General features: G+C 73.3%; 16 protein-coding genes. 5 read left to right on the plus strand and 11 right to left on the minus strand.

The window, feature by feature from the left end; translation table 11 throughout:
- Nucleotides 1-45: 45 nt before the first annotated feature.
- The 5 genes from HNR57_RS30885 to HNR57_RS30905 all read right to left on the minus strand — a co-directional run bounded on the left by HNR57_RS30885 (nt 46) and on the right by HNR57_RS30905 (nt 6,435).
- Nucleotides 46-3,912, minus strand: coding sequence for a Pls/PosA family non-ribosomal peptide synthetase (locus HNR57_RS30885; protein WP_184565164.1), 3,867 nt, complete (start codon nt 3,910-3,912; stop codon nt 46-48).
- 302 nt (nt 3,913-4,214) lie between these two features.
- Nucleotides 4,215-4,787 (minus strand): dihydrofolate reductase family protein, encoded by a 573-nt coding sequence (locus HNR57_RS30890; RefSeq protein WP_184565166.1) that lies wholly within the window; start codon nt 4,785-4,787, stop codon nt 4,215-4,217.
- Between the two features lie 114 nt (nt 4,788-4,901).
- On the minus strand, nt 4,902-5,708 hold the full coding sequence (locus tag HNR57_RS30895; protein ID WP_313675236.1) for a rod shape-determining protein: 807 nt from the start codon (nt 5,706-5,708) through the stop codon (nt 4,902-4,904).
- On the minus strand, nt 5,705-6,079 hold the full coding sequence (locus tag HNR57_RS30900; RefSeq protein ID WP_184565167.1) for a TraR/DksA family transcriptional regulator: 375 nt from the start codon (nt 6,077-6,079) through the stop codon (nt 5,705-5,707). The genes HNR57_RS30895 and HNR57_RS30900 overlap by 4 nt, the downstream gene beginning before the upstream one ends.
- Nucleotides 6,080-6,123: 44 nt before the next feature.
- Entirely contained in the window at nt 6,124-6,435 is a 312-nt protein-coding gene (locus HNR57_RS30905; RefSeq protein WP_184565170.1) for a TraR/DksA family transcriptional regulator, read from the minus strand.
- Nucleotides 6,436-6,801: 366 nt separating this feature from the next.
- Between HNR57_RS30905 and HNR57_RS30910 the strand changes: the two genes are divergently transcribed.
- The 4 genes from HNR57_RS30910 to secD all read left to right on the plus strand — a co-directional run bounded on the left by HNR57_RS30910 (nt 6,802) and on the right by secD (nt 11,265).
- The gene (locus tag HNR57_RS30910; protein ID WP_184565172.1) at nt 6,802-7,755 is read left to right on the plus strand and encodes a HAMP domain-containing sensor histidine kinase; all 954 of its coding nucleotides are present in this window, start codon (nt 6,802-6,804) and stop codon (nt 7,753-7,755) included.
- 2 nt (nt 7,756-7,757) lie between these two features.
- A complete protein-coding gene (locus HNR57_RS30915) occupies nt 7,758-8,441 on the plus strand; it encodes a response regulator (RefSeq protein WP_246555102.1) in 684 nt (227 codons plus the stop codon).
- Nucleotides 8,442-8,486: 45 nt separating this feature from the next.
- Nucleotides 8,487-8,912: a hypothetical protein gene (locus tag HNR57_RS30920; protein WP_184565174.1), complete on the plus strand. Its 426-nt coding sequence runs from the start codon at nt 8,487-8,489 to the stop codon at nt 8,910-8,912.
- Nucleotides 8,913-8,994: 82 nt separating this feature from the next.
- Complete coding sequence (gene secD / locus HNR57_RS30925; protein ID WP_184565176.1) at nt 8,995-11,265, plus strand: protein translocase subunit SecD; 2,271 nt, start codon at nt 8,995-8,997, stop codon at nt 11,263-11,265.
- Here the strand turns inward: secD and HNR57_RS30930 are convergent.
- The 5 genes from HNR57_RS30930 to HNR57_RS30950 all read right to left on the minus strand — a co-directional run bounded on the left by HNR57_RS30930 (nt 11,255) and on the right by HNR57_RS30950 (nt 16,458).
- Nucleotides 11,255-12,502 (minus strand): glycosyltransferase, encoded by a 1,248-nt coding sequence (locus HNR57_RS30930; protein ID WP_184565178.1) that lies wholly within the window; start codon nt 12,500-12,502, stop codon nt 11,255-11,257. The genes secD and HNR57_RS30930 overlap by 11 nt on opposite strands.
- Nucleotides 12,503-12,596: 94 nt before the next feature.
- Entirely contained in the window at nt 12,597-14,087 is a 1,491-nt protein-coding gene (locus tag HNR57_RS30935) for a HEAT repeat domain-containing protein (protein WP_184565180.1), read from the minus strand.
- A 189-nt stretch (nt 14,088-14,276) separates the two neighbouring features.
- On the minus strand, nt 14,277-15,284 hold the full coding sequence (locus HNR57_RS30940) for a trypsin-like serine peptidase (RefSeq protein WP_184565182.1): 1,008 nt from the start codon (nt 15,282-15,284) through the stop codon (nt 14,277-14,279).
- A gap of 231 nt (nt 15,285-15,515) precedes the next feature.
- A complete protein-coding gene (locus HNR57_RS30945) occupies nt 15,516-16,001 on the minus strand; it encodes an SRPBCC family protein (RefSeq protein ID WP_184565184.1) in 486 nt (161 codons plus the stop codon).
- Nucleotides 16,002-16,170: 169 nt separating this feature from the next.
- Complete coding sequence (locus tag HNR57_RS30950) at nt 16,171-16,458, minus strand: zinc-ribbon domain-containing protein (protein WP_184565186.1); 288 nt, start codon at nt 16,456-16,458, stop codon at nt 16,171-16,173.
- A gap of 76 nt (nt 16,459-16,534) precedes the next feature.
- On the opposite strand from HNR57_RS30950, the gene HNR57_RS30955 reads away from it, so the two are divergent.
- A complete protein-coding gene (locus HNR57_RS30955; RefSeq protein ID WP_184565188.1) occupies nt 16,535-16,726 on the plus strand; it encodes a DUF5949 family protein in 192 nt (63 codons plus the stop codon).
- A 54-nt stretch (nt 16,727-16,780) separates the two neighbouring features.
- Here the strand turns inward: HNR57_RS30955 and pgm are convergent, their stop codons facing one another.
- Nucleotides 16,781-18,421, minus strand: coding sequence for a phosphoglucomutase (alpha-D-glucose-1,6-bisphosphate-dependent) (gene pgm, locus HNR57_RS30960; RefSeq protein WP_184565190.1), 1,641 nt, complete (start codon nt 18,419-18,421; stop codon nt 16,781-16,783).
- Nucleotides 18,422-18,670 lie beyond the last annotated feature (249 nt).

Raw genomic sequence — 18,670 nt, forward strand, 5'->3', positions numbered from 1 at the left:
CACTGCCTGCCGGTCCGTCGCCCTCCGGCTCCGAGTGGCCCGCGCTCAGGGGCGCCATGCCTCGATCGGGTTGCCGAGCCAGCGGGTGTCGTCGGGGACGGACTCCGCGGCCATGACGAGCGACGCGGGACCCAGCGTCGCACGGGCCCCGATCGTGCTGCCGGGCAGGACGATCCCGCCAGGGCCCAGCGTCGCGCCCTCACGGAGGACCACAGTATCCGTCCGCAAGATCCGGTCGTGGAAGAGGTGCGTCTGAAGGACGCAGCCCCGGTTCACGGTGGCCGCGTCCTGGAGCGTCACCAGATCGGTCTCGGGCAGCCAGTAGCTCTCCACCCAGACGCCCCTGCCGATACGTGCGCCCAGCCCTCGCAGCCACGCCGTCATCACCGGTGTGCCCGGCACCGCGCCCGCCAGCCACGGCACGGCGAGCACCTCGACGAACGTGTCCGCGAGCTCGTTGCGCCACACGAAGGAGGACCACAGCGGGTGCTCCCCGCTGTGGTGCCGGCCCACGAGCGCCCACTTGGCGGCGATCGAGACGAGGGCCGCGCCGCCTCCCGCAGCGAGCAGCACGAGCCCCGACAGCAGCGGCGCCCAGGACCCCAGGGCGCACAGCGCGGCTATCGTCAGCACCGCCAGACCCGCCGAGCAGAACACCGGCACGATGCGGCACAGCTCCACCAGACCGCGCGCCCACAGCAGCCGGGCCGGCGGTTCGTACGTACGGCTCTGGTCGCCGTCGGCGGCGGCGCGCGGCAGTTTGACCGGCGGCAGCCCCAGATAGGAGGTGCCCTTCTTGGCCTTCTTGGGCGTCGCCGACAGCACGCCGACCAGCCCGCCGTCCGGCACGCTGCGCCCCGGCGCGGTCATCCCCGAATTCCCGAGGAAGGCGCGCCGTCCGATCTCGGCCCGGCCGATCCGCATCCAGCCGCCGCCGAGCTCGTAGGGCGCGGTCAGGGTGTCGTCGGCCAGGAACGCGCCCTCACCGACCGTCGTCAGGCTGGGCAGTGCCAGCACCGTCGACACCTCGGCGCCGCGCCCGATCCGCATCCCGAGCAGCCGCAGCCACACGGGTGTCACCAGCCCGGCGTACAGCGGGAACAGCGTCTCCCGCGAGCGGTCCATCAGCTGGGTGACCGTCCAGGCCTGCCATCCGACCCGGCTGTGCGTCGGGTGGGTCCCCTCGCGCAGCCCGAGGCTCAGCAGCCGTACGGCGATCAGCAGCAGCACGGCGTACGCCGCCCCGTAGGTGAGCGTCGCCGGGACGACGGCCAGGGCGGCGCCCGTGAGGACCGAGCCCGGCGTGACGAAGACCCGGGCCACGAGGAGCGCCGCCACACCGGCCAGCACCGGAAGGGCGGTCAGCGCGAGGCCGGTGAGTCCGTACAGCACGCTCCAGTGCGTGCCGCGCCGCGGCCTCTCCTTGGGCCAGTTGCGCTTGGCCTTGCCCAGTTTGACCGCGGGCGCGCCCGCCCACCGCTGACCGGTGGGAATCTGTCCCGTGACCGCGGAGCCGGGGGCCACCTCGGCCCGCTTGCCCACCCGGGCACCGGGGAGGAGCACACTGCGCGTGCCGACGACGGCGTGTGCGCCCACCTTGACCGTGCCGATCTCCAGCCGGTCCCCGTCCAGCCAGTGGCCGGACAGGTCCACCTCCGACTCCACGGCCGCGCCCCGCCCCAGTTTGAGCATGCCGGTGACCGGCGGCAGGGAGTGCAGGTCGACGTCCGGGCCGACCTTGGCGCCGAGGGCTCGCGCGTAGCGCTGCAGCCAGGAGCCGGTCAGCGATGTCGCGCCGCTGAACTCGGCCAGCCGCTCGGCGGTCCACAGCCGCAGATGCACGCCGCCCCCGCGTGCGTACCGGCCGGGCTTCACACCGCGCAGCAGAAGTCGCGCGCCGCCTGCGGCCAGGGCGAGCCGCCCCGGCGGGCTGAACAGGGCGACGGCTCCGGCCGCGAGGAGCCACCAGGGGGCCGTGGGCAGCCACGCGTAGGCGGGCAGGAGATTGCCGAGAACGGCCAGTGCCACGGTCCAGCGCAGGCCGAGGAGGGTGAACAACGGCACGAGGAGCAGCAGTTGGATGATCTGAGTACGTCTCGGCACCGGAGGGATCGTGCGCCGGGCCTCGTCGTCCCGCGCCGACTTCTCCAGCCGGCGGGCCAGCTTGCGCAGCACCGGCTGCTGGTAGATGTCGAGGACGGCCGCGCTCGGGTAGCGGGTACGCAGCCGGGTCGTGAGCTGGGCGGCGGACAGACTGCCGCCGCCGATCGCGAAGAAGTCGTCGGAGGCTGTGGTGACCTGGATGCCGAGCACTTCGGTCCACTGCTCGGCGAGCCAGGCCTCGGTGCCGTAGAGCCGCTCCGCCGGGCCGTCCGTCTCCAGGTCCTTCAGCGGCCAGGGCAGCGCGTTCCGGTCGACCTTGCCCGAGGTGCGGGTCGGCAGCTCTTCGACGGGTGCGAGCAACGGCACGAGCGCTGCGGGCAGTTCGGCGCGGAGCTTCGCGACCGCGAGGGCGTGGTCCCAGCCCTCCTGGGTGACGACGTACCCGACGAGGAGCTGATTGCCGCTGCGCGCGGTCCGTACGGCAGCCGCCGCGCCGGCGACCCCGGGCAGGCCCTGGAGCGCGGCGTCGACCTCGCCGAGCTCGATCCGCCGCCCGCCGAGTTTGATCTGCTCGTCGGCCCGCCCGAGGAAGACCAGCCCTTCGGGTTCCGCCTTGACGAGGTCGCCGCTGCGGTACGCCCGCTGCCACCCCAGGGACTCCAGGGGCGCGTACTTCTCCGCGTCCTTCTCGGCATCGAGGTAGCGGGCCAGGCCCACGCCGCCGATGACCAGCTGCCCGCTGCCGCCCATGGGGACGGGCTCGCCGGCCTCGTCGACGACGGCCAGTTCCCAGCCGTCCAGGGGCAGCCCGATCCGGATCGGCTCCTGACCGCTCATCAGCGAGGCGCAGGCCACCACGGTCGCCTCGGTGGGCCCGTACGTGTTCCAGACCTCGCGCCCCTCGGTCACCAGCCGTCCGGCCAGCTCGGGCGGGCAGGCCTCACCGCCGAAGATCAGCAGGCGTACGTCGTTGAGGGTCTCCGGCTCCCACAGGGCGGCGAGGGTGGGCACCGTCGACACGACGGTGATCTCCTGCTCGACCAGCCAGGGCCCGAGGTCGGCACCGCTCCTGACCTGCGATCGCGGCACCGGCACCAGACAGGCCCCGTAGCGCCACGCCAGCCACATCTCCTCGCAGGAGGCGTCGAACGCGACCGACAGCCCCGCCATGACCCGGTCCCCGGGCCCGATCGGTTCCTCGGCGAGGAACAGGGCGGCCTCGGCGTCCACGAACGCGGCGGCGCTGCGGTGCGAGACGGCCACGCCCTTGGGCTTCCCGGTGGAGCCGGACGTGAAGATGATCCACGCGTCGTGCTCGATGCCGGGGCGTGCGGCGGGGGCCTCACCGGTCCCGTGCACGGTGATGTGGTGCCCGGCCCCGACGACGGCCCGTACGCCCGCCTCACCGAACACCAAGTCGGCCCGTTCGTCGGGGTCTTCGGCGTCGACGGGGACGTAGGCGGCTCCGGTCGCGAGCACGGCGAGGATCGCGATGTAGAGCTCGTTGGTGCCGGACGGGACCCGGACTCCCACCCGGTCCCCGAGCCCCACGCCCGCCGAGGCGAGCCGCCGCCGCAGCCGGTCCACCTCCACGGCCAGGGCGCGGTAGGTGAGAGCGCTCGTGCCGTCGTCCAGGGCGGGCTCGTCCGGATACGACCGCACGGACGCCTCGAACACGTCGACGAGCGTGCGCGGTGCCGCCGCCGGACGCCCCGAGAAGCGGGCCGCGTCCCCGAACTCCTGCCGGATCTCCGCGCCGAGCGTTTCGTCGAGCAGGCCGAGAGCGTCGCTCTCCTGTATGGCTGCCATCCGGTCCTCGCGTCTCGATCCCGGATGACTCCGGGGCGCTGGCGGGCCCGCAGGTGTGCCTGGGGTTGTCCGGCTCCAGCTCGGTAACAAGCCGGAAATCTTAGTACGACGCTAGATTTGTGCGCTTCGGTATGCCACCGGGCACGGCCGTTCGGGGGTGGTCCGGAGCCGACCGCACCGACGCTGACCTGGGGATCTTCGGGCGAACGAGACTTCCCCCACAGAGAAGTCGCGTCCGCCGGTCGTGACGGGTCGGAGCCTGCCAGGACCTGATGAAGGGTCAGCACGCATTTCAGCCCGGCTCAAGCCCGCTCACGCACCACACGGTGGCGGAGGTAGACGACCCGTGAGCTGAAGGTGCGGGTTTCGACGAGTTCGAGATCCACCCGGCGCTCATCCCGGGGGAAGAACGGAATGCCGCCGCCCACGAGCACCGGGTAGACCATGGCCCGGTACTCGTCGATCAGGCCCGAGGCGGCCGCCTCGGCGGCGAGCGTCGCGCCGCCGATCGCGATCTCGCCCTCCCCCGGCTCGGCACGCAACCGCTCGATTTCCTCCGCCACGCCGCCGGAAGCCAGGCGGGCATGGCCCTGCACCTCCGACAGCGTGGTGGAGAACACCACCTTCGGGAGCGGCTTCCAGAGCGCGGCCCATTCGAGCATCGCGTCGTCGAGCGATGGGTCCTGATCGGCGGTCTCCCAGTACAGCATCGTCTCGTACAGCCGCCGCCCCAGCAGGTGGACGCCGACCTGCCGGATGTCGTCGATCCAGAAGCGGAAGACGTCGTCGCCGGGCACCGTCCAGTTGAAGTCGCCGTCCGGCCCGACGATGTATCCGTCGAGTGAGACGCCCATCGAATAGGTCACGCTGCGCATCGGAAGACCTCCTCGATAGCGGGTCCGACCACCGGGGGCGCACTCCGCTCACGACGCCCATTTCACCATCGGCCATCGCGGTGTGCCCCACCTGACGCGGCATCGGGCCGGGCGCTAGTGGGTGCGAATGATGGGCGGGAGGTCCGCGGAGGCCGAGGGGTGGGCCTGGGCGGCTTGCAGGAACCTTGCGGCGCCGCGGACGGCCGCGGTGTGCGGGGTCGGGACGATGCGCGGCGGTGCCTTCAGGCGAGCGGTGAGGGGGTGGGTGATCTCGGGGCGCAGGGCTCCCCCGCCGGCCACCAGGATGCCGCGCCGCAGGGCGCCGGCGGTGAGCGAGGTGCGGTCGTGGCGGCGGATCGCCGTCAGCATCGCGACCACCGCTTCGACGATCTGCCCGGGCGTGGTCGCCTCATCGAGGTCTCCGGTGCCCAGAGCCGTGCGGTGCGCGTCGGTGACGGCGCCGTCGCACAGCAGCACCACCTCGGTGAGGTGGGCGCCGATGTCCACCACGACCAGCGGCCGGGACATGTCCGCGTCCGCGGCCAGGGCGATGCACCGGGCGCTGGGGACGGTCAGGACGCTGCGCGGCCGCAGCACCTCCACCGCGGCACGGGCCCGGGCCCGGTAGGCGACGCCGTCCAGAACGGGAGTGGCCACGATGACCAAGGGACGGGCGAACCGGGGCAGCCGGTCGCCGAGCAGGCGCTGGAGCATCCGGGAACACCCCGGGGTGTCGACGATGGTGCCGCGCTGGACGGGGTGGACCGCGCCGGCGCCGGGAAAGGTGACCGTGGGCACGTCGACGACCGTGCCCTTGCCGGCGATCCAGGCACGGGTGCGGGCGCTGCCCATGTCCAGGGCGATGCCGCAGCAGCGCCGGCACAGGGGCCACGGCCGGTGCCGGGCCGCGTCGCCGGTCACGGCTGTGCCTCCTTGACCTGCTGGCAGCGGGCGCAGTAGCGGGCCTGCGGCACGATCATGAGCCGCTCCCGTTCGACCGGTCGCCGGCACAGGTGGCAGGCGCCGTACGAGCCCTCGTTCATGCGGGTGAGGGCCGCTTCGACATCGGCGAGGACCATGCGGGCGGAGGCGGCGAGTTTGACGCGGACCTCGATCTGCGCGGCGGCCCGCTGGCGGAGCCGGTCCTCGGCCCGGGAGGTGACCGGTCCGCCGAGCAGGCGCAGTTGCTCCTGGCGGAAGAGGCGCTGTTCGTGGAGGTTCTCGCGCAGCGCGGCGAGGTCCTCGGGCGACAGGTCCTTGATGCTCTCTTCGACGGTCTGGTGGTTCACCACGTCACCCCTTTGCGGCAGGGCGTAGGAGGTCGGTACGGGGGGGTTCAGGCGGTGCGGCCCTGGCAGACGACGCAGTGCCGGGTGTAGGGCAGGATTTCGAGCCGTTCCGCGGGGACGGGTTTCCCGCAGCCCACGCAGATTCCGTAGGTGCCGTCGTCGACACGGGTGAAGGCTTCCTCGATCTCTTCGAGCACCCGGTGCATCGCGGCCTTCTGCGCGGACAGCAGGTGATCGTCCGAGCTGCGCTCGGTTTCGTCGAGGGCACGCAGCTGAGCCAGCCGGGAGGTGCGGGCGTGTTCCAGGCGCCGGCGGGCCTCGTGCGGGTGGGGCTCGGCCCGGGTGACATCGAGCGGCATGGTCGGTCCTCTTCTCGGCGGCGGACGGCGGGTGCGCGGGTCGGTCATGCGCGGCGGGCGGCCCGGCGGCGTGGCCGGGCCGCCCGTCCGCTGTCGGGTGGTCGTGTGAGCTCCAGCCTGACCCGGTCCGCGGCGGATACCCATCGGGCGCGGGCCCCATTTGCACCGGGGTGAGGGACCCATGCGGCCGCGCCATGGGTGGTGCGCGCCCGGGGAAATGGGGGTCAGGTCCCATGGACGGGCGCGTGGGAAGGGGGCAGCCTGACCGCAGGCTTGCTCAAGCGCCCGGGCCGCGAACGCGGTGGGCTCCGCGATGCCCGACAGTGGAGGTGAGACAGAGTTCGTGGAAGGGGAGGCGCAGGGACGGTGTCCTTGTTCTGGCGGATCTTCGCGCTCAACGCCGTGGTGCTGGGCACTGCCACGGCGTTGCTGCTGCTGGCTCCGGTGACCGTCTCGGTGCCGGTGCTGCTGACCGAGGCGGTGATCCTGGTCGGCGGGCTGGCCGTGATGCTCGTCGCGAACGCCGCGCTGCTGCGGTTCGGCCTGGCCCCGCTGGACCGGCTCACGAAGCTGATGACCACCGTGGACCTGCTGCGCCCCGGCCAGCGCCTGCCCGCTTCCGGCGGCGGCGGGGTCGCCGAGCTGATCCGTACGTTCAACGCCATGCTGGAGCGGCTGGAGCAGGAGCGGGCCGCCAGCAGCGCCCGGGCCCTGCTGGCCCAGGAGGCGGAACGCCGGCGCATCGCCCAGGAACTGCACGACGAGGTCGGCCAGAGCATGACCGCGATCCTGCTGGGCCTCAAACGCTCCGCGGACGACGTACCGGAGCCGCAGCGCAGGGAGTTGCGGGAACTGCAGGAGATCACCCGGGAGAGCCTGGACGAGGTACGCCGCCTGGTGCGCCGGCTGCGGCCGGGTGTGCTGGACGATCTGGGCCTGGTCAGCGCTCTGACCTCGCTCGGCGAGGATTTCGCCACCCATACCGGGCTGCTGGTCACGCGCCGTTTCGACGCCGACCTGCCCCCGCTGGAGCCGGAGACGGAGCTGGTCCTCTACCGCGTCGCGCAGGAGTCACTGACCAACGTCGCCCGCCACGCGGACGCCGGGCGGGTCACCGTCGCCCTGCGCCGCGCCGGCGACGGCGTGGTGCTGACGGTGACCGACGACGGCAGCGGCATCGAGGCACCCCGCGAGGGCGCCGGCATCCGCGGGATGCGCGAGCGGGCCCTGCTCGTCGGGGGCAGCCTCGAGATCACCCCGGCCCCCCGGGCCGGCACCCGGGTCCAGCTCACCGCGCCCCTCGCAAGGAAGCAGCTCTGACCATGCCCGACACGGCCATGTCCGCTCCGACGGATGCGAGCACGATCCGCATCCTGCTCGCCGACGACCACGCGCTGGTCCGCCGCGGTGTGCGGCTCATCCTCGACCAGCAACCGGACCTCGAAGTGGTCGCCGAGGCCGGTGACGGGGCCGAGGCCATCGAGCTGGCCCGCACCCGCGATGTCGACCTGGCCGTGCTCGACATCGCCATGCCGCGCCTGACCGGTCTGCAGGCCGCCCGCGAACTGGCCGCCGTCCGGCCGGGCTTGCGGATCCTGATGCTCACCATGCACGACAACGAGCAGTACTTCTTCCAGGCCCTGAAGGCCGGCGCGAGCGGGTACGTGCTGAAGTCGGTGGCGGACCGGGACCTGGTCGCCGCCTGCCGGGCCGCCATGCGCGACGAGCCCTTCCTGTATCCCGGCGCGGTCACCGCCCTGATCCGCAATTACCTGGACCGGGCCCGCCACGGCCAGGAGGACCCCGACCAGATCCTCACGCCCCGCGAGGAGGAGGTCCTCAAGCTGGTCGCCGAGGGGCACTCGTCCAAGGAGATCGCCGACCTGCTGTTCATCAGCATCAAGACCGTCCAGCGCCACCGCGCCAACCTGCTGCAGAAGCTCGGCCTGCGCGACCGTCTCGACCTCACCCGCTACGCGATCCGCGCCGGACTGATCGAGCCCTGACCGGGAGCCGGGCCGGCCGACACGCCATGACGAGAGGGGGGGAGGGTGCACCACAGCGCGCGCACAGCGCCCGTCGCCGGCAGCACCCGGCCCCGTTTCCGGGTCGCGGTGCTGCCGGCGGTCGTTCTCCTCGCGCTGCTCGCCGCACTCGGCATCGCCGCCCCGTCGCCCGGCACTACGGGACCGGGGGTGGCGGCCGCGACCGCGGCGCCGGTCCATCACCGGTACGACGAGAAGCGCGCCGACGACGGATGTGATGCCGCCTGTGCCGCCCGGGCGGTCACCCGCCACGAGCAGCACAGCGAGCACCCGGGCCCGCGCGGACACTTCGGCCCCGGCGACCGGAGCGCGGACGTCACCCCCTGCCGGGTCACGGGCCGGCCGCAGGCCGCGAGCGGGCACATGCCCTCCTCGCAGCCGCCCTCGGACCGGGAACAGGGGCGCGCGCCCCCGGTGTCCTCCGGCACCTGACGCCCCGTCCCCTTCACCACCCGACCCGCCCCGCCGCGGCCCGTGCCGGCCGCCGCCGAGGCGTGCCCGCCGGAGGCTCCCGTTGAACCGTTCCCTGCGTGTGAGGACGTTGCTCGCCCTCGCCGTGCTCGCCCTGTCCCTGTACGTCGCCGTCACCGTGCCGGTCCGGCTCGGACTTGACCTGCGCGGCGGGACACAGATCGTGCAGGAGACCCGCTCCACCCCCACGGCCGACGCCGACAGCGCGGCCACCGACCGCACCCTGGAGGTGCTGCGCGGCCGCGTCGACGCCCTCGGCGTCGCCGAACCCACCTTGGTGCGCTCCGGGGATCACCGGATCATCGTCGAACTGCCCGGTGTGCAGGACCCGAAGAAGGCCGCCGACGTCCTGGGCCGTACCGCGCAGCTCACCTTCCATCCCGTGCTCGGCGCCACGCACGACGGCGACGACACGTCCCGGCCGCTGCCGAAGCGGCCCGGGCAGCGCGTGCTGCCCGACGAGTCCGGCACGCCGCTGCGCCTCGGGCCCGCGTCCCTGACCGGCGAGGACGTCAAGGAGGCCGCCGCCCGGTTCGACCAGCAGGGCGGCGCCGGATGGCACGTCACCGTCGGCTTCGAGGGCGCCGGCCGGGCCGGCTGGGCCCGGCTCACCGGTGAGGCCGCCTGCGAGGCGCCGGGCGATGCGGCGCGGCGGGTCGCCATCGTCCTCGACGACAAGGTCATCTCCTCCCCGCAGGTCGACCCGTCCATCGCCTGCGGGACGGGCATCCGGGACGGCGTCACCCGGATCACGGGGTCGTTCAGCCCCGAAGAGGCCCGAGAACTCTCCCTGCTCATCAACGGCGGGGCGCTGCCCGTGCCCGTCGAGACCGTCGAGCAGCGAACCGTCGGCCCCACCCTCGGCGCGCAGGCCATCATGGCCAGTGCCTGGGCAGCCGTCATCGGCACCGCGCTGACCTCGCTGTTCATCATCGTCGTCTACCGGCTGCTGGGCGCCCTGGCCGCCCTCGCCCTGGCCTGCTACGGCCTGGTCTCCTACGCCGCCCTTGCCGCCCTCGGGGCCACCCTGACCCTGCCGGGGCTGGCCGGTTTCGTCCTGGCCGTCGGCATGGCCGTGGACGCCAATGTGCTGGTCTTCGAGCGGGCGCGCGAGGAGTACGCGGCACGCCGCCGGCCCAGCATCCGCTCGGCCCTCACGGCCGGTTTCCGCAACGCCTTCAGCGCGATCGCCGACTCCAACATCACCACGCTGATCGCGGCCGCCCTGCTGTTCTTCCTGGCCTCCGGGCCCGTGCGCGGCTTCGGCGTCACCCTCGGCATCGGTGTGCTCGCCTCCATGTTCAGCGCCCTGGTCATCAGCCGGGTGCTCGCCGAGTTCGCCGCGAGCCGGCCGGGCGTACGCCACCGCCCCCGTCTGACCGGCATCGCCACCACCGGCGCGGTCCGCGACCGGCTCACCCGCCGCGACCCGCTCCTGATGGGCCGCCCGCGCCGCTGGCTGGCCACCTCCGCGGCCGTGCTCGTGCTGGCCGGCTCGGGCCTGGCGGTGCGCGGCGTCGACCTCGGCGTGGAGTTCACCGGGGGCCGTCTCATCGAGTACTCCACCAGCGGTCCCGTCGATCCCGGCCGGGTCCGGGCCGCCCTCGCCGACGCCGGGTTCCCTCGCGCGGTGGTGCAGTCGTCCGGCGACACGGGTCTGACGGTGCGTACCGAACCTCTGACCAACGCCGAGGAGGCGGAGGTCACCGGCACCCTGCGCGACGTCGCCGGCCCGGCGGACAAGGTCCGCGACGAGCTGATCGGCCCCAGCCTCGGCAAGGAGCTGCGCCAAGGCGCGCTGATCGCCCTCGCCGTCGCCCTGGGGGCGCAGTTCGTCTACCTCGCGGCGCGCTTCCGCTGGGTGCTGGGCTCCGCCGCGGTCGTCGCCCTCGTCCACGACGTGGTCATTCTCCTGGGGGTCTTCGCCTGGCTGGGCAAGCCCGTCGACGGGGTGTTCCTGGCGGCCCTGCTCACCGTCATCGGCTATTCGGTCAACGACTCCGTCGTCCTCTTCGACCGGGTCAGGGAACTGGACCGGCGGGACCCCGCGGCGCCGTTCTCCGGCGTCGTGAACCGGGCGATCCTGCAGACCCTGCCCCGCACGGTGAACACCGGCATGGGCGCGGCGTTCATGCTCACCGCGCTCGCCGTGCTGGGCGGTTCCTCGCTCACGGACTTCGCCCTGGCGCTGCTCATCGGCCTCGCCGTCGGGACGTACTCCTCGGTGTTCACCGCGGCTCCCGTGGCGATCGGGCTGCACGCCCGCTCACGCCGCCGGAAGCCGTCTCGGGAGGGCGCGGCCGTCACGACGTGAGCCGGTCCAGCGTGGCCAGGACCGGGGCAACGCCGTCCTCCCCGGCCAGGCCTCGGGCCAGCTCCCGGGCGCGGGCGCGGTGCTGAGACTCGCCCGTGGCGCGGCGCAAGGCCGGGGCGAGGGTGGCGGCGGTGAGGCGTCTGAGAGGGACGGCGCACGGGGCCGTCCCCAGGGCGACCAGGCGCGCCGCCCAGAAGCCGCCGTCGAACTGCACCGGCACCGGGATCGTGGGGACGCCGGCCCGCAGGACGGCGGCGGTGGTGCCCGCTCCGGCATGGTGGACGACGGCGGCCGTGCGGGGGAACAGCAGGGCGTGCGGCACGTCGCCCACAGTGATCACGTCATCGCCGTCGCTGCGGGCGGTGAGGCCCGCCCAGCCCCGCTGGACGATGCCGCGCAGTCCCGCCGTCCGCAGCGCATGCACGATCTCGGCGCTGAGGTGCCCCGGGTCCGGCACCGTCGCACTGCCCAGTCCGACGAACACCGGCGGGGGCCCGGCGGCCAGGAACTCCTCCAGTTCTCCGGGCAGCGTGCGGGTGTCGTGCGGCCACCAGTACCCGGCGATGTCCAGCCCGGGGCGCCAGTCCCGGGGACGGGACACCACCCGTGCGCTGAATCCGTGCAGCACGGGCCAGTGGGCCCGCTCGTGGGCCCGGCGGCTCGCGGAGGGGCCGCGCAGGGCCATGCCGTGCCGGGTGCGCAGCCGGTGCATGGCCTGGATGAAGACCCGGTCGACGGCGGAGACGACGGCCCGTCCGCCCAGGTGGTTGCCCAGCGTGCCGAGCGAGCGTCCGCCGAGCATGGGCGCGCCGAACTCGCGCGTCGGATGCTGGGGCTGCAGGAACAGGCCCAGACTGGGCAGGCTCAGCCCCTCGGCGATGGCGCGGCCCAGCGGTGCGACGGCTCCGGCGGCCAGCACGATGTCCGCGCCGCGGGCCGCCTGGACCAGGGAATCGGTCATCTCCTCGGCCGCGGACCGGGCCAAGGACGCCGCACGCAGCAGCTTGCCGAGGCCTGTGGTGCTGGCGTGCAGGCCGCGGCCGCGGTCGGAGTGGGACACGGCGTGCGGGTCGACCGGGGTCGGGTGGAAGCGCACCCCCGATCCGGCGGCCAGGGGTTCGAACAGGGCGTGGGTGGCCAGCGTGACCTCGTGCCCGCTCCGCGCCAGCCCCGCGCCGAGCCCGGTGTACGGCGCGACGTCGCCGCGCGATCCAGCCGTCATGATCACCACGCGCATGGGTCCAGTGTGGACCGGTCGGGCGGGCAACACGCGGTGCGTGACCGCACGTGGACGAAAATCGCCGGTGCGGGTGCTCTCCGGCCGGTTCCGCTCACAGCGGGCCGGTGTCCAGCAGGCCGAGGAGGCGGGTGGCGGCCTGGCGCAGGCGCGGGGAGGCGTCCTCGGTGAGGGCCGCCAGCCGGCCGCGGGCCGTCTCGCTGCCGGGGGGCGGTGAACCGGCGGCCTCGGTCCAGCGTTCGAGCCCGAGGACGGCTTCGTAGCGGACCGGTTCGTGCGGGTCGTCGAGGCGGCGCAGGAAGCGCCGTACGTCGTGGCGGGAGTGTTCGTCGGCCGGGTCGTCGCCGTCGAGCAGGGACAACGCGGCGGCCAGGACCTCGCCCGACGGAGCGTTGTCCGCGAGGCGCCGTATGTCGGGCAGGGCCTGGGTGAGGCCGTCGAGCGCGTTGCGGGTGCGCCAGGTGTGCCTGTCGTCGGTGGCCAGATGGTCGGTCAGGGCCCAGGCCACCGGGTGGCGTTCCCAGGGGCGGAGGCCGTTCTCGACGAGTGTCTCCAAGCCGTCGAGTACGCCCGCGCGGATCACGTCGTCGGGGTCGTCCAGGAAGGACAGCAGGAGCCACACCGCGTCCCAGCGGCCGGCGGTCCCGATGGCGGCGGCGGTCGCGGCCCGGGTGCGGGGGGAGAGCGTCTTGTCGGTCAGGGCCGAGCGGAGGTGCGGGGCGGCCGTGCCGGGGTCCACGGCGCCCAGGGCACGCGCGGCCGACGGTCCGGCGACCGGGTCGCGCAGCCACCGCACGGCGGCGTCGGTCACGCGGTCGTCGCCCAGCCCTGCGAGTCCGCGCAGCAGTCCTGCGGCGACCTCGGGGTGCTCCTCGGTACGCAGGGCCGCTGCCAGCTTGTCCTGTACCTGCCGTTGTTCCACGTGGAACAGGCGCCGGGCGGCCTGGATCCGTACCGCGGGGGACGGATCGTGCAGGCCGGTGAGCAGTGAGTCGAGGAGCTGCCCGGTGCAGCGCTCCGGCAGCCATTCCAGGGCAAGCGCGCGGGCGGCACCCGTCCCCTGGCGGGCCGTGCGCATCACCTCCGCCCGCACGGCCGGGTCTTCTCCGCACCTGTACAGCAGGGTTCGGGCCCGCCCCCACACCGCGGCGTCCGGGTCACCGAGGAGGGCGGCCAGGGCGGTGACGTCCCCGGGCACGCCCCATGCCGACAGTCCGTCCAGGGCGTTGATCCGGACGTGGTGGTCCGGATCGGACAGCAGGCGGGCGAAGGCCCGGGTGACCGCGGGTCCGCCGAGTCCGAGCCGGGTGGCGGCGACCGAGGCCCTGCGCCGTACGTCCGGATCGGCGTCGCCCATCAGGAGGATCAGCACCTCCTCGCCGGCCTCCGGAACGCCGAGCCTGCCCAGGCCCAGGGCGGCGGCCGCGCGCACGGCCGGGGCGGGGTCGCCGGCCGCTTCGGCGAGTACGCGGGCGTGCTCGGCCCGGCCGATCCTCCCCAGCCCCTTCAACGCCGCGGCACGCCGCTCCGGCTCCGGATGCGCCGACTCCCGCAGGAAGAAGGCGATCTGATGGTCCTCTCCCATGAACACCCCCGTACAGACAGACTGTTGGAGGGCGTGATGGTTGCCCGCGTACTGGGTGCGGACCTGGTTCGAGAACCGAAGGGCGGCGTCGTCCTGCCGGATGGAGCCGCCCGACTCGTCACGCAACGGCCCGGAGCCGGGTGCTCCGCCGCGCTGGGCGGAGCACCCGGCTCCCGGTGGGGCGGTGGATCAGGACGACTGGGCGCTCTGGTACAGGTTCTGGGCGTCCGCGCCGAAGTACGGGCCGTACATGGCGTTCGGGAAGAAGTTGTACTTGAAGCTGTTCACCGAGGACTGCAGGCCCGTCCCGGTGGCCTCGTTGAACTGGGTGAACCAGGGGCCACCGCTGGAGCCGCCGGTCATGTTGCAGGTCAGGCCGTGGTCCCTGGACAGCAGGAAGTCCCGCGTGGTGGTGCCGCTGCAGTAGATGAACTTCTCGCCGTCGTACGGCGCCGCGGCCGGGAAGCCGAAGGAGTACATGGCCTTGTTGTAGCCGGTGTTGAAGGCCAGGCCCTGCCCGCCGACGACGTCGGTCAGCTTCTGCCCGTCCAGCGGGGCGACCACGGCCGCGCCGATGTCGTAGTTGATGTCCTCACTGGCCGTCCACTGCGGCGTGGACAGGGTCTTGGACGCGGCCCAGGTGCCGTACGGGCGCTGCCCGTCGTGGTAGCCGGGCACGAAGACCCAGTTGGTGTGCCAGGCGCCCTGCATCTTCACGCAGTGGCCCGCGGTGATCACGGTGCTCTTGTTGGCGCTGGTGACAGCGTTGCCGGAGCAGGACGCGGTGCGGCCCTGGTAGCTGAAGAACACCCGACCCGCGGTCTTGGCCACCGCTCCCCCGCCCGACCAGGGCCCGCCGCCGTGCGGGAAGGCCAGGGGGCCCACGGCGGAGGCGGGCGCGCTGGGGGCGACGACCGTCGCCTTGCCCGTGCGCACTGCCGGTGCCCGTACGTCGGAGCGGTCGACGGAGAGGACGTCGAGCGGGGTGGCCTCGCGCATCCGCTGCGGCGTCCAGAAGGCCAGGGCGCGTTCCTGCGCCGAGAGGGTCGTCACGCCGGGGTCCGGTGCGGCGCTCGCCGGTGCGGCGGTGACGCCGGTCGCCAGGAGCGCGGCGATGCCGGCGAGCGCGCCGAGGACGGAGCGGCGGACGGGGATGCCCCCGCCGGACGGGCGGGGGCTGCGGGGTCGGCCTATCACGCGGTCTCCTTCTGCTGTGGGGGCCGGGCGGCGGGAAGCCGTCACCCGGTCAGGCAGGGGTGTCACTGCGGACGGTCAGGGGGCAGCGTGCCACCAGGAGGCCGATATGGACAGGTGCATGTCATGACGTTGGCCGAAACCGCACGCACTTACCACGCGGATCGGGACATCCGGGCACAGAAGAACCCGGCCTCACCGTGGAGACCGGGTTCCGGGAGTGCGCGGCTGGTGTCAGAGGATGGGGCCGGAGCCGCTGGGGCCGCCCGGCTGGACGCGCCCGCGCCATGCGCCGGACTCGACTCCGCGCTCCTCGATGTACTGCTTGAAGCGCCTCATGTCGCCCTTCACCCGGCGGTCGATCGCGCCCATCATGTCCGCGGCCTTCTCCACGGCTCCGCTGGGCTCGATGTCCATGACGAGCTCCACCCTGGTGTGGTTGTCGTCGAGGCGCTCGAAGCGGACGGAGCCCCTCTGGTGCGTGTCTCCGCTGGTCGTGCGCCATGTGACCCGCTCGTCGGCCAGCTGGTCGACGATCTCGGTGTCGAATTCGCGCCGCACCCCACTGATCTTGGTCGTCCAGTGGTTGTGCCGGTCGTCCAGCTGCCTGACCTCCTCGACGCCCTCCATGAAGTTCGGGAACTCCTCGAACTGCGTCCACTGGTTGTAGGCGGTGTGGACGGGGACGTCGACTTCCACGGTTTCCTTGATGGTGCTCATCTGATTGCCTCCGTTTTCACTGATCGCCTGCAGGAGGCCCATCGGCCCACACAGGTCCGGGCCCGTGAAGACCGAGTACCCGGGATGCTCCGATTGCCACATCGCATGTGATCAGTGAGCCCGTGGTCAGCACCACCGCGGGCGAGCCGCAGCGATCCGGCCTGCGGGATCAGAACCGGTCGTGCTGCTGCGGCTGCCCGTACGCCTGGCCGCTCGGGCCGTTCGTGCTCTGGCTCTGGAGCTGCTCCGCCTGCTCCTTGGTCACCTTCTGTTCCGCTCCGCAGAAGGTGCACTGCGTCAGGTACTTCGTGGAGATCGGGAACAGCGGGACGAAGAACAGGGTGAACTTCGTGATGCGCTTCCTGAGCGTGTGAGCGGCGGGGTTCCCGCACTGGCCGCACACCAGCGTCAGTATCGCCAGCTGGTACAGGTAGCCCTTGGTGCCGAAGATGATCACGTGTCGGTCCTTCCCGGTCGGATCTTCACCCAGTGTCCTGCATCGCGGGCACGCCGGGGGTGCGGGCCCCTCGTTCGTGTGGAGAGCCCGGCGCGGGCTTGTCCAGTCGGGTGACGGCGGGGCGGGTGCCTCACGCTACGCCGATACGGCGCCGCCGCAGGGTGCCGAGCCCGGTGATGTCGGGACGCTCGCCGCCTTCACCTCCGACGAGGACGCGATGGCCTCGGCGGCGCACGTCGTGCTGCCCGCCCGCAGCCTGCGCAGCTGAAGGACCTGCAGCCCGGGCCACGTGGGGGCGGCCCGGGCTGTGGTGTGCCCGGGGTCAGCCGGACAGGGCCGCCAGTACCACGGACTTGGCCTCTTCCTGGACCCGGCCGAGGTGGTCGGGGCCGAGGAACGACTCGGCGTAGATCTTGTAGACGTCCTCGGTGCCCGAGGGGCGGGCCGCGAACCAGGCGTTGTCCGTGGTCACCTTGATGCCGCCGATGGCCGCGCCGTTCCCGGGGGCCTCGGTGAGGACCGCCGTGACCGCGTCCCCGGCCAAGGTGTCGGCGCTGACCTGGGCCGGGGAGAGCTTGGCGAGCAGGGCCTTCTCCTCGCGGGTCGCGGGGGCATCGATGCGGGCGTACGCCGGTTCACCGAAGCGGGCGGTGAGGGCCGCGTAGTGCTCGGAGGGGGTCTTCCCGGTGACCGCCGTGATCTCGGAGGCGAGCAGGGCGAGCAGGATGCCGTCCTTGTCGGTGGTCCATACGGAGCCGTCCCGGCGCAGGAAGGATGCCCCGGCGGACTCCTCCCCGCCGAAGCCGATGGTGCCGCCGGCCAGTCCGTCCACGAACCACTTGAAGCCGACGGGCACCTCGACCAGCTCGCGCCCCAGGTCGGCGGCGACCCGGTCGATCATGGCGGAGGAGACCAAGGTCTTTCCGATGCCGGTGGTGGCCGGCCAGCGGTCGCGGTGGGCGTAGAGGTAGGAGATGGCGACGGCCAGGTAGTGGTTGGGGTTCATCAGGCCCGCGTCCGGGGTGACGATGCCGTGCCGGTCGGCGTCGGCGTCGTTGCCGGTGGAGATCTGGAAGCGGTCGCGCTGCTCGATGAGCGAGGCCATCGCGTACGGCGACGAGCAGTCCATGCGGATCTTCCCGTCCCAGTCCAGCGTCATGAACCGCCAGGTCGGGTCGGTGTGCGGGTTGACCACCGTGAGGTCGAGGCGGTGCTGTTCGGCGATGCGGCCCCAGTAGGCGACCGACGCCCCGCCGAGCGGGTCGGCTCCGATGCGGACGCCGGCGGCGCGGATCGCGTCCAGGTCGAGCACGCCGGGCAGGTCGGCGACGTAGGTGCCGAGGAAGTCGTAGCGGCCGGTGGTGGGAGCCGCGAGGGCGCGGGCGTAGGGAACGCGCCGTACGTCCTTCAGGCCACCCCGGATGATCTCGTTCGCCCGGTCCTGGATCCAGGAGGTCGCGTCGGAGGCGGCGGGGCCGCCGCTGGGCGGGTTGTACTTGAACCCGCCGTCGGCGGGCGGGTTGTGGGAGGGCGTGACGACGACGCCGTCCGCGAGGCCGGCCGTGCGGCCCCGGTTGTGGGTGAGGATGGCGTGCGAGACGGCCGGGGTCGGGGTGTAGCCGTCCGCGTCGTCGATCAGCACGGTCACCTCGTTGGCGGCGAACACCTCCAGGGCGGTCACGCGCGCGGGCTCCGACAGGGCGTGGGTGTCCGCGCCCAGGAAGAGAGGGCCGTCGATGCCCTGACCGGCGCGGTACTCGCAGATGGCCTGGCTGGTCGCGGCGATGTGGTCGTCGTTGAACGCGCTCGTCAGCGACGATCCGCGGTGTCCGGAGGTCCCGAACGTGACGCGCTGGCCCGGGTCGTCGAGGTCGGGGCGGCGCGCGTAGTACGCGGTGACCAGCCGAGCGACATCGACGAGATCTTCGGGTCCGGCCGGACTTCCCGCTCGCTCGTGCTGCATGGGCCCGCTCCTCCGCATGGGTTGATCCTTCGCTTGCGGTCTCATCCTTCCTCGTCACAGCGGTGCCGCGCGAGAGGGGCACCCCGGTGAGGGACGGATGTGCGCCAGGCCACGCGGAAGGGGACGGTCCGGAACACGAGGAGGCGGCGCCGCGGGGCCCCCGCCCCCCCCGGGGGGCCCCGCGCGGCCCCCCCCCCCCCCCGCCCGCCCCGGCAAACCCCCCCCCCGGCGCCGGGCCGCCCCCCCGGG

The organism is Streptomyces paradoxus (assembly GCF_014202475.1).
Classification (GTDB): Bacteria; Actinomycetota; Actinomycetes; order Streptomycetales; family Streptomycetaceae; genus Streptomyces; species Streptomyces paradoxus.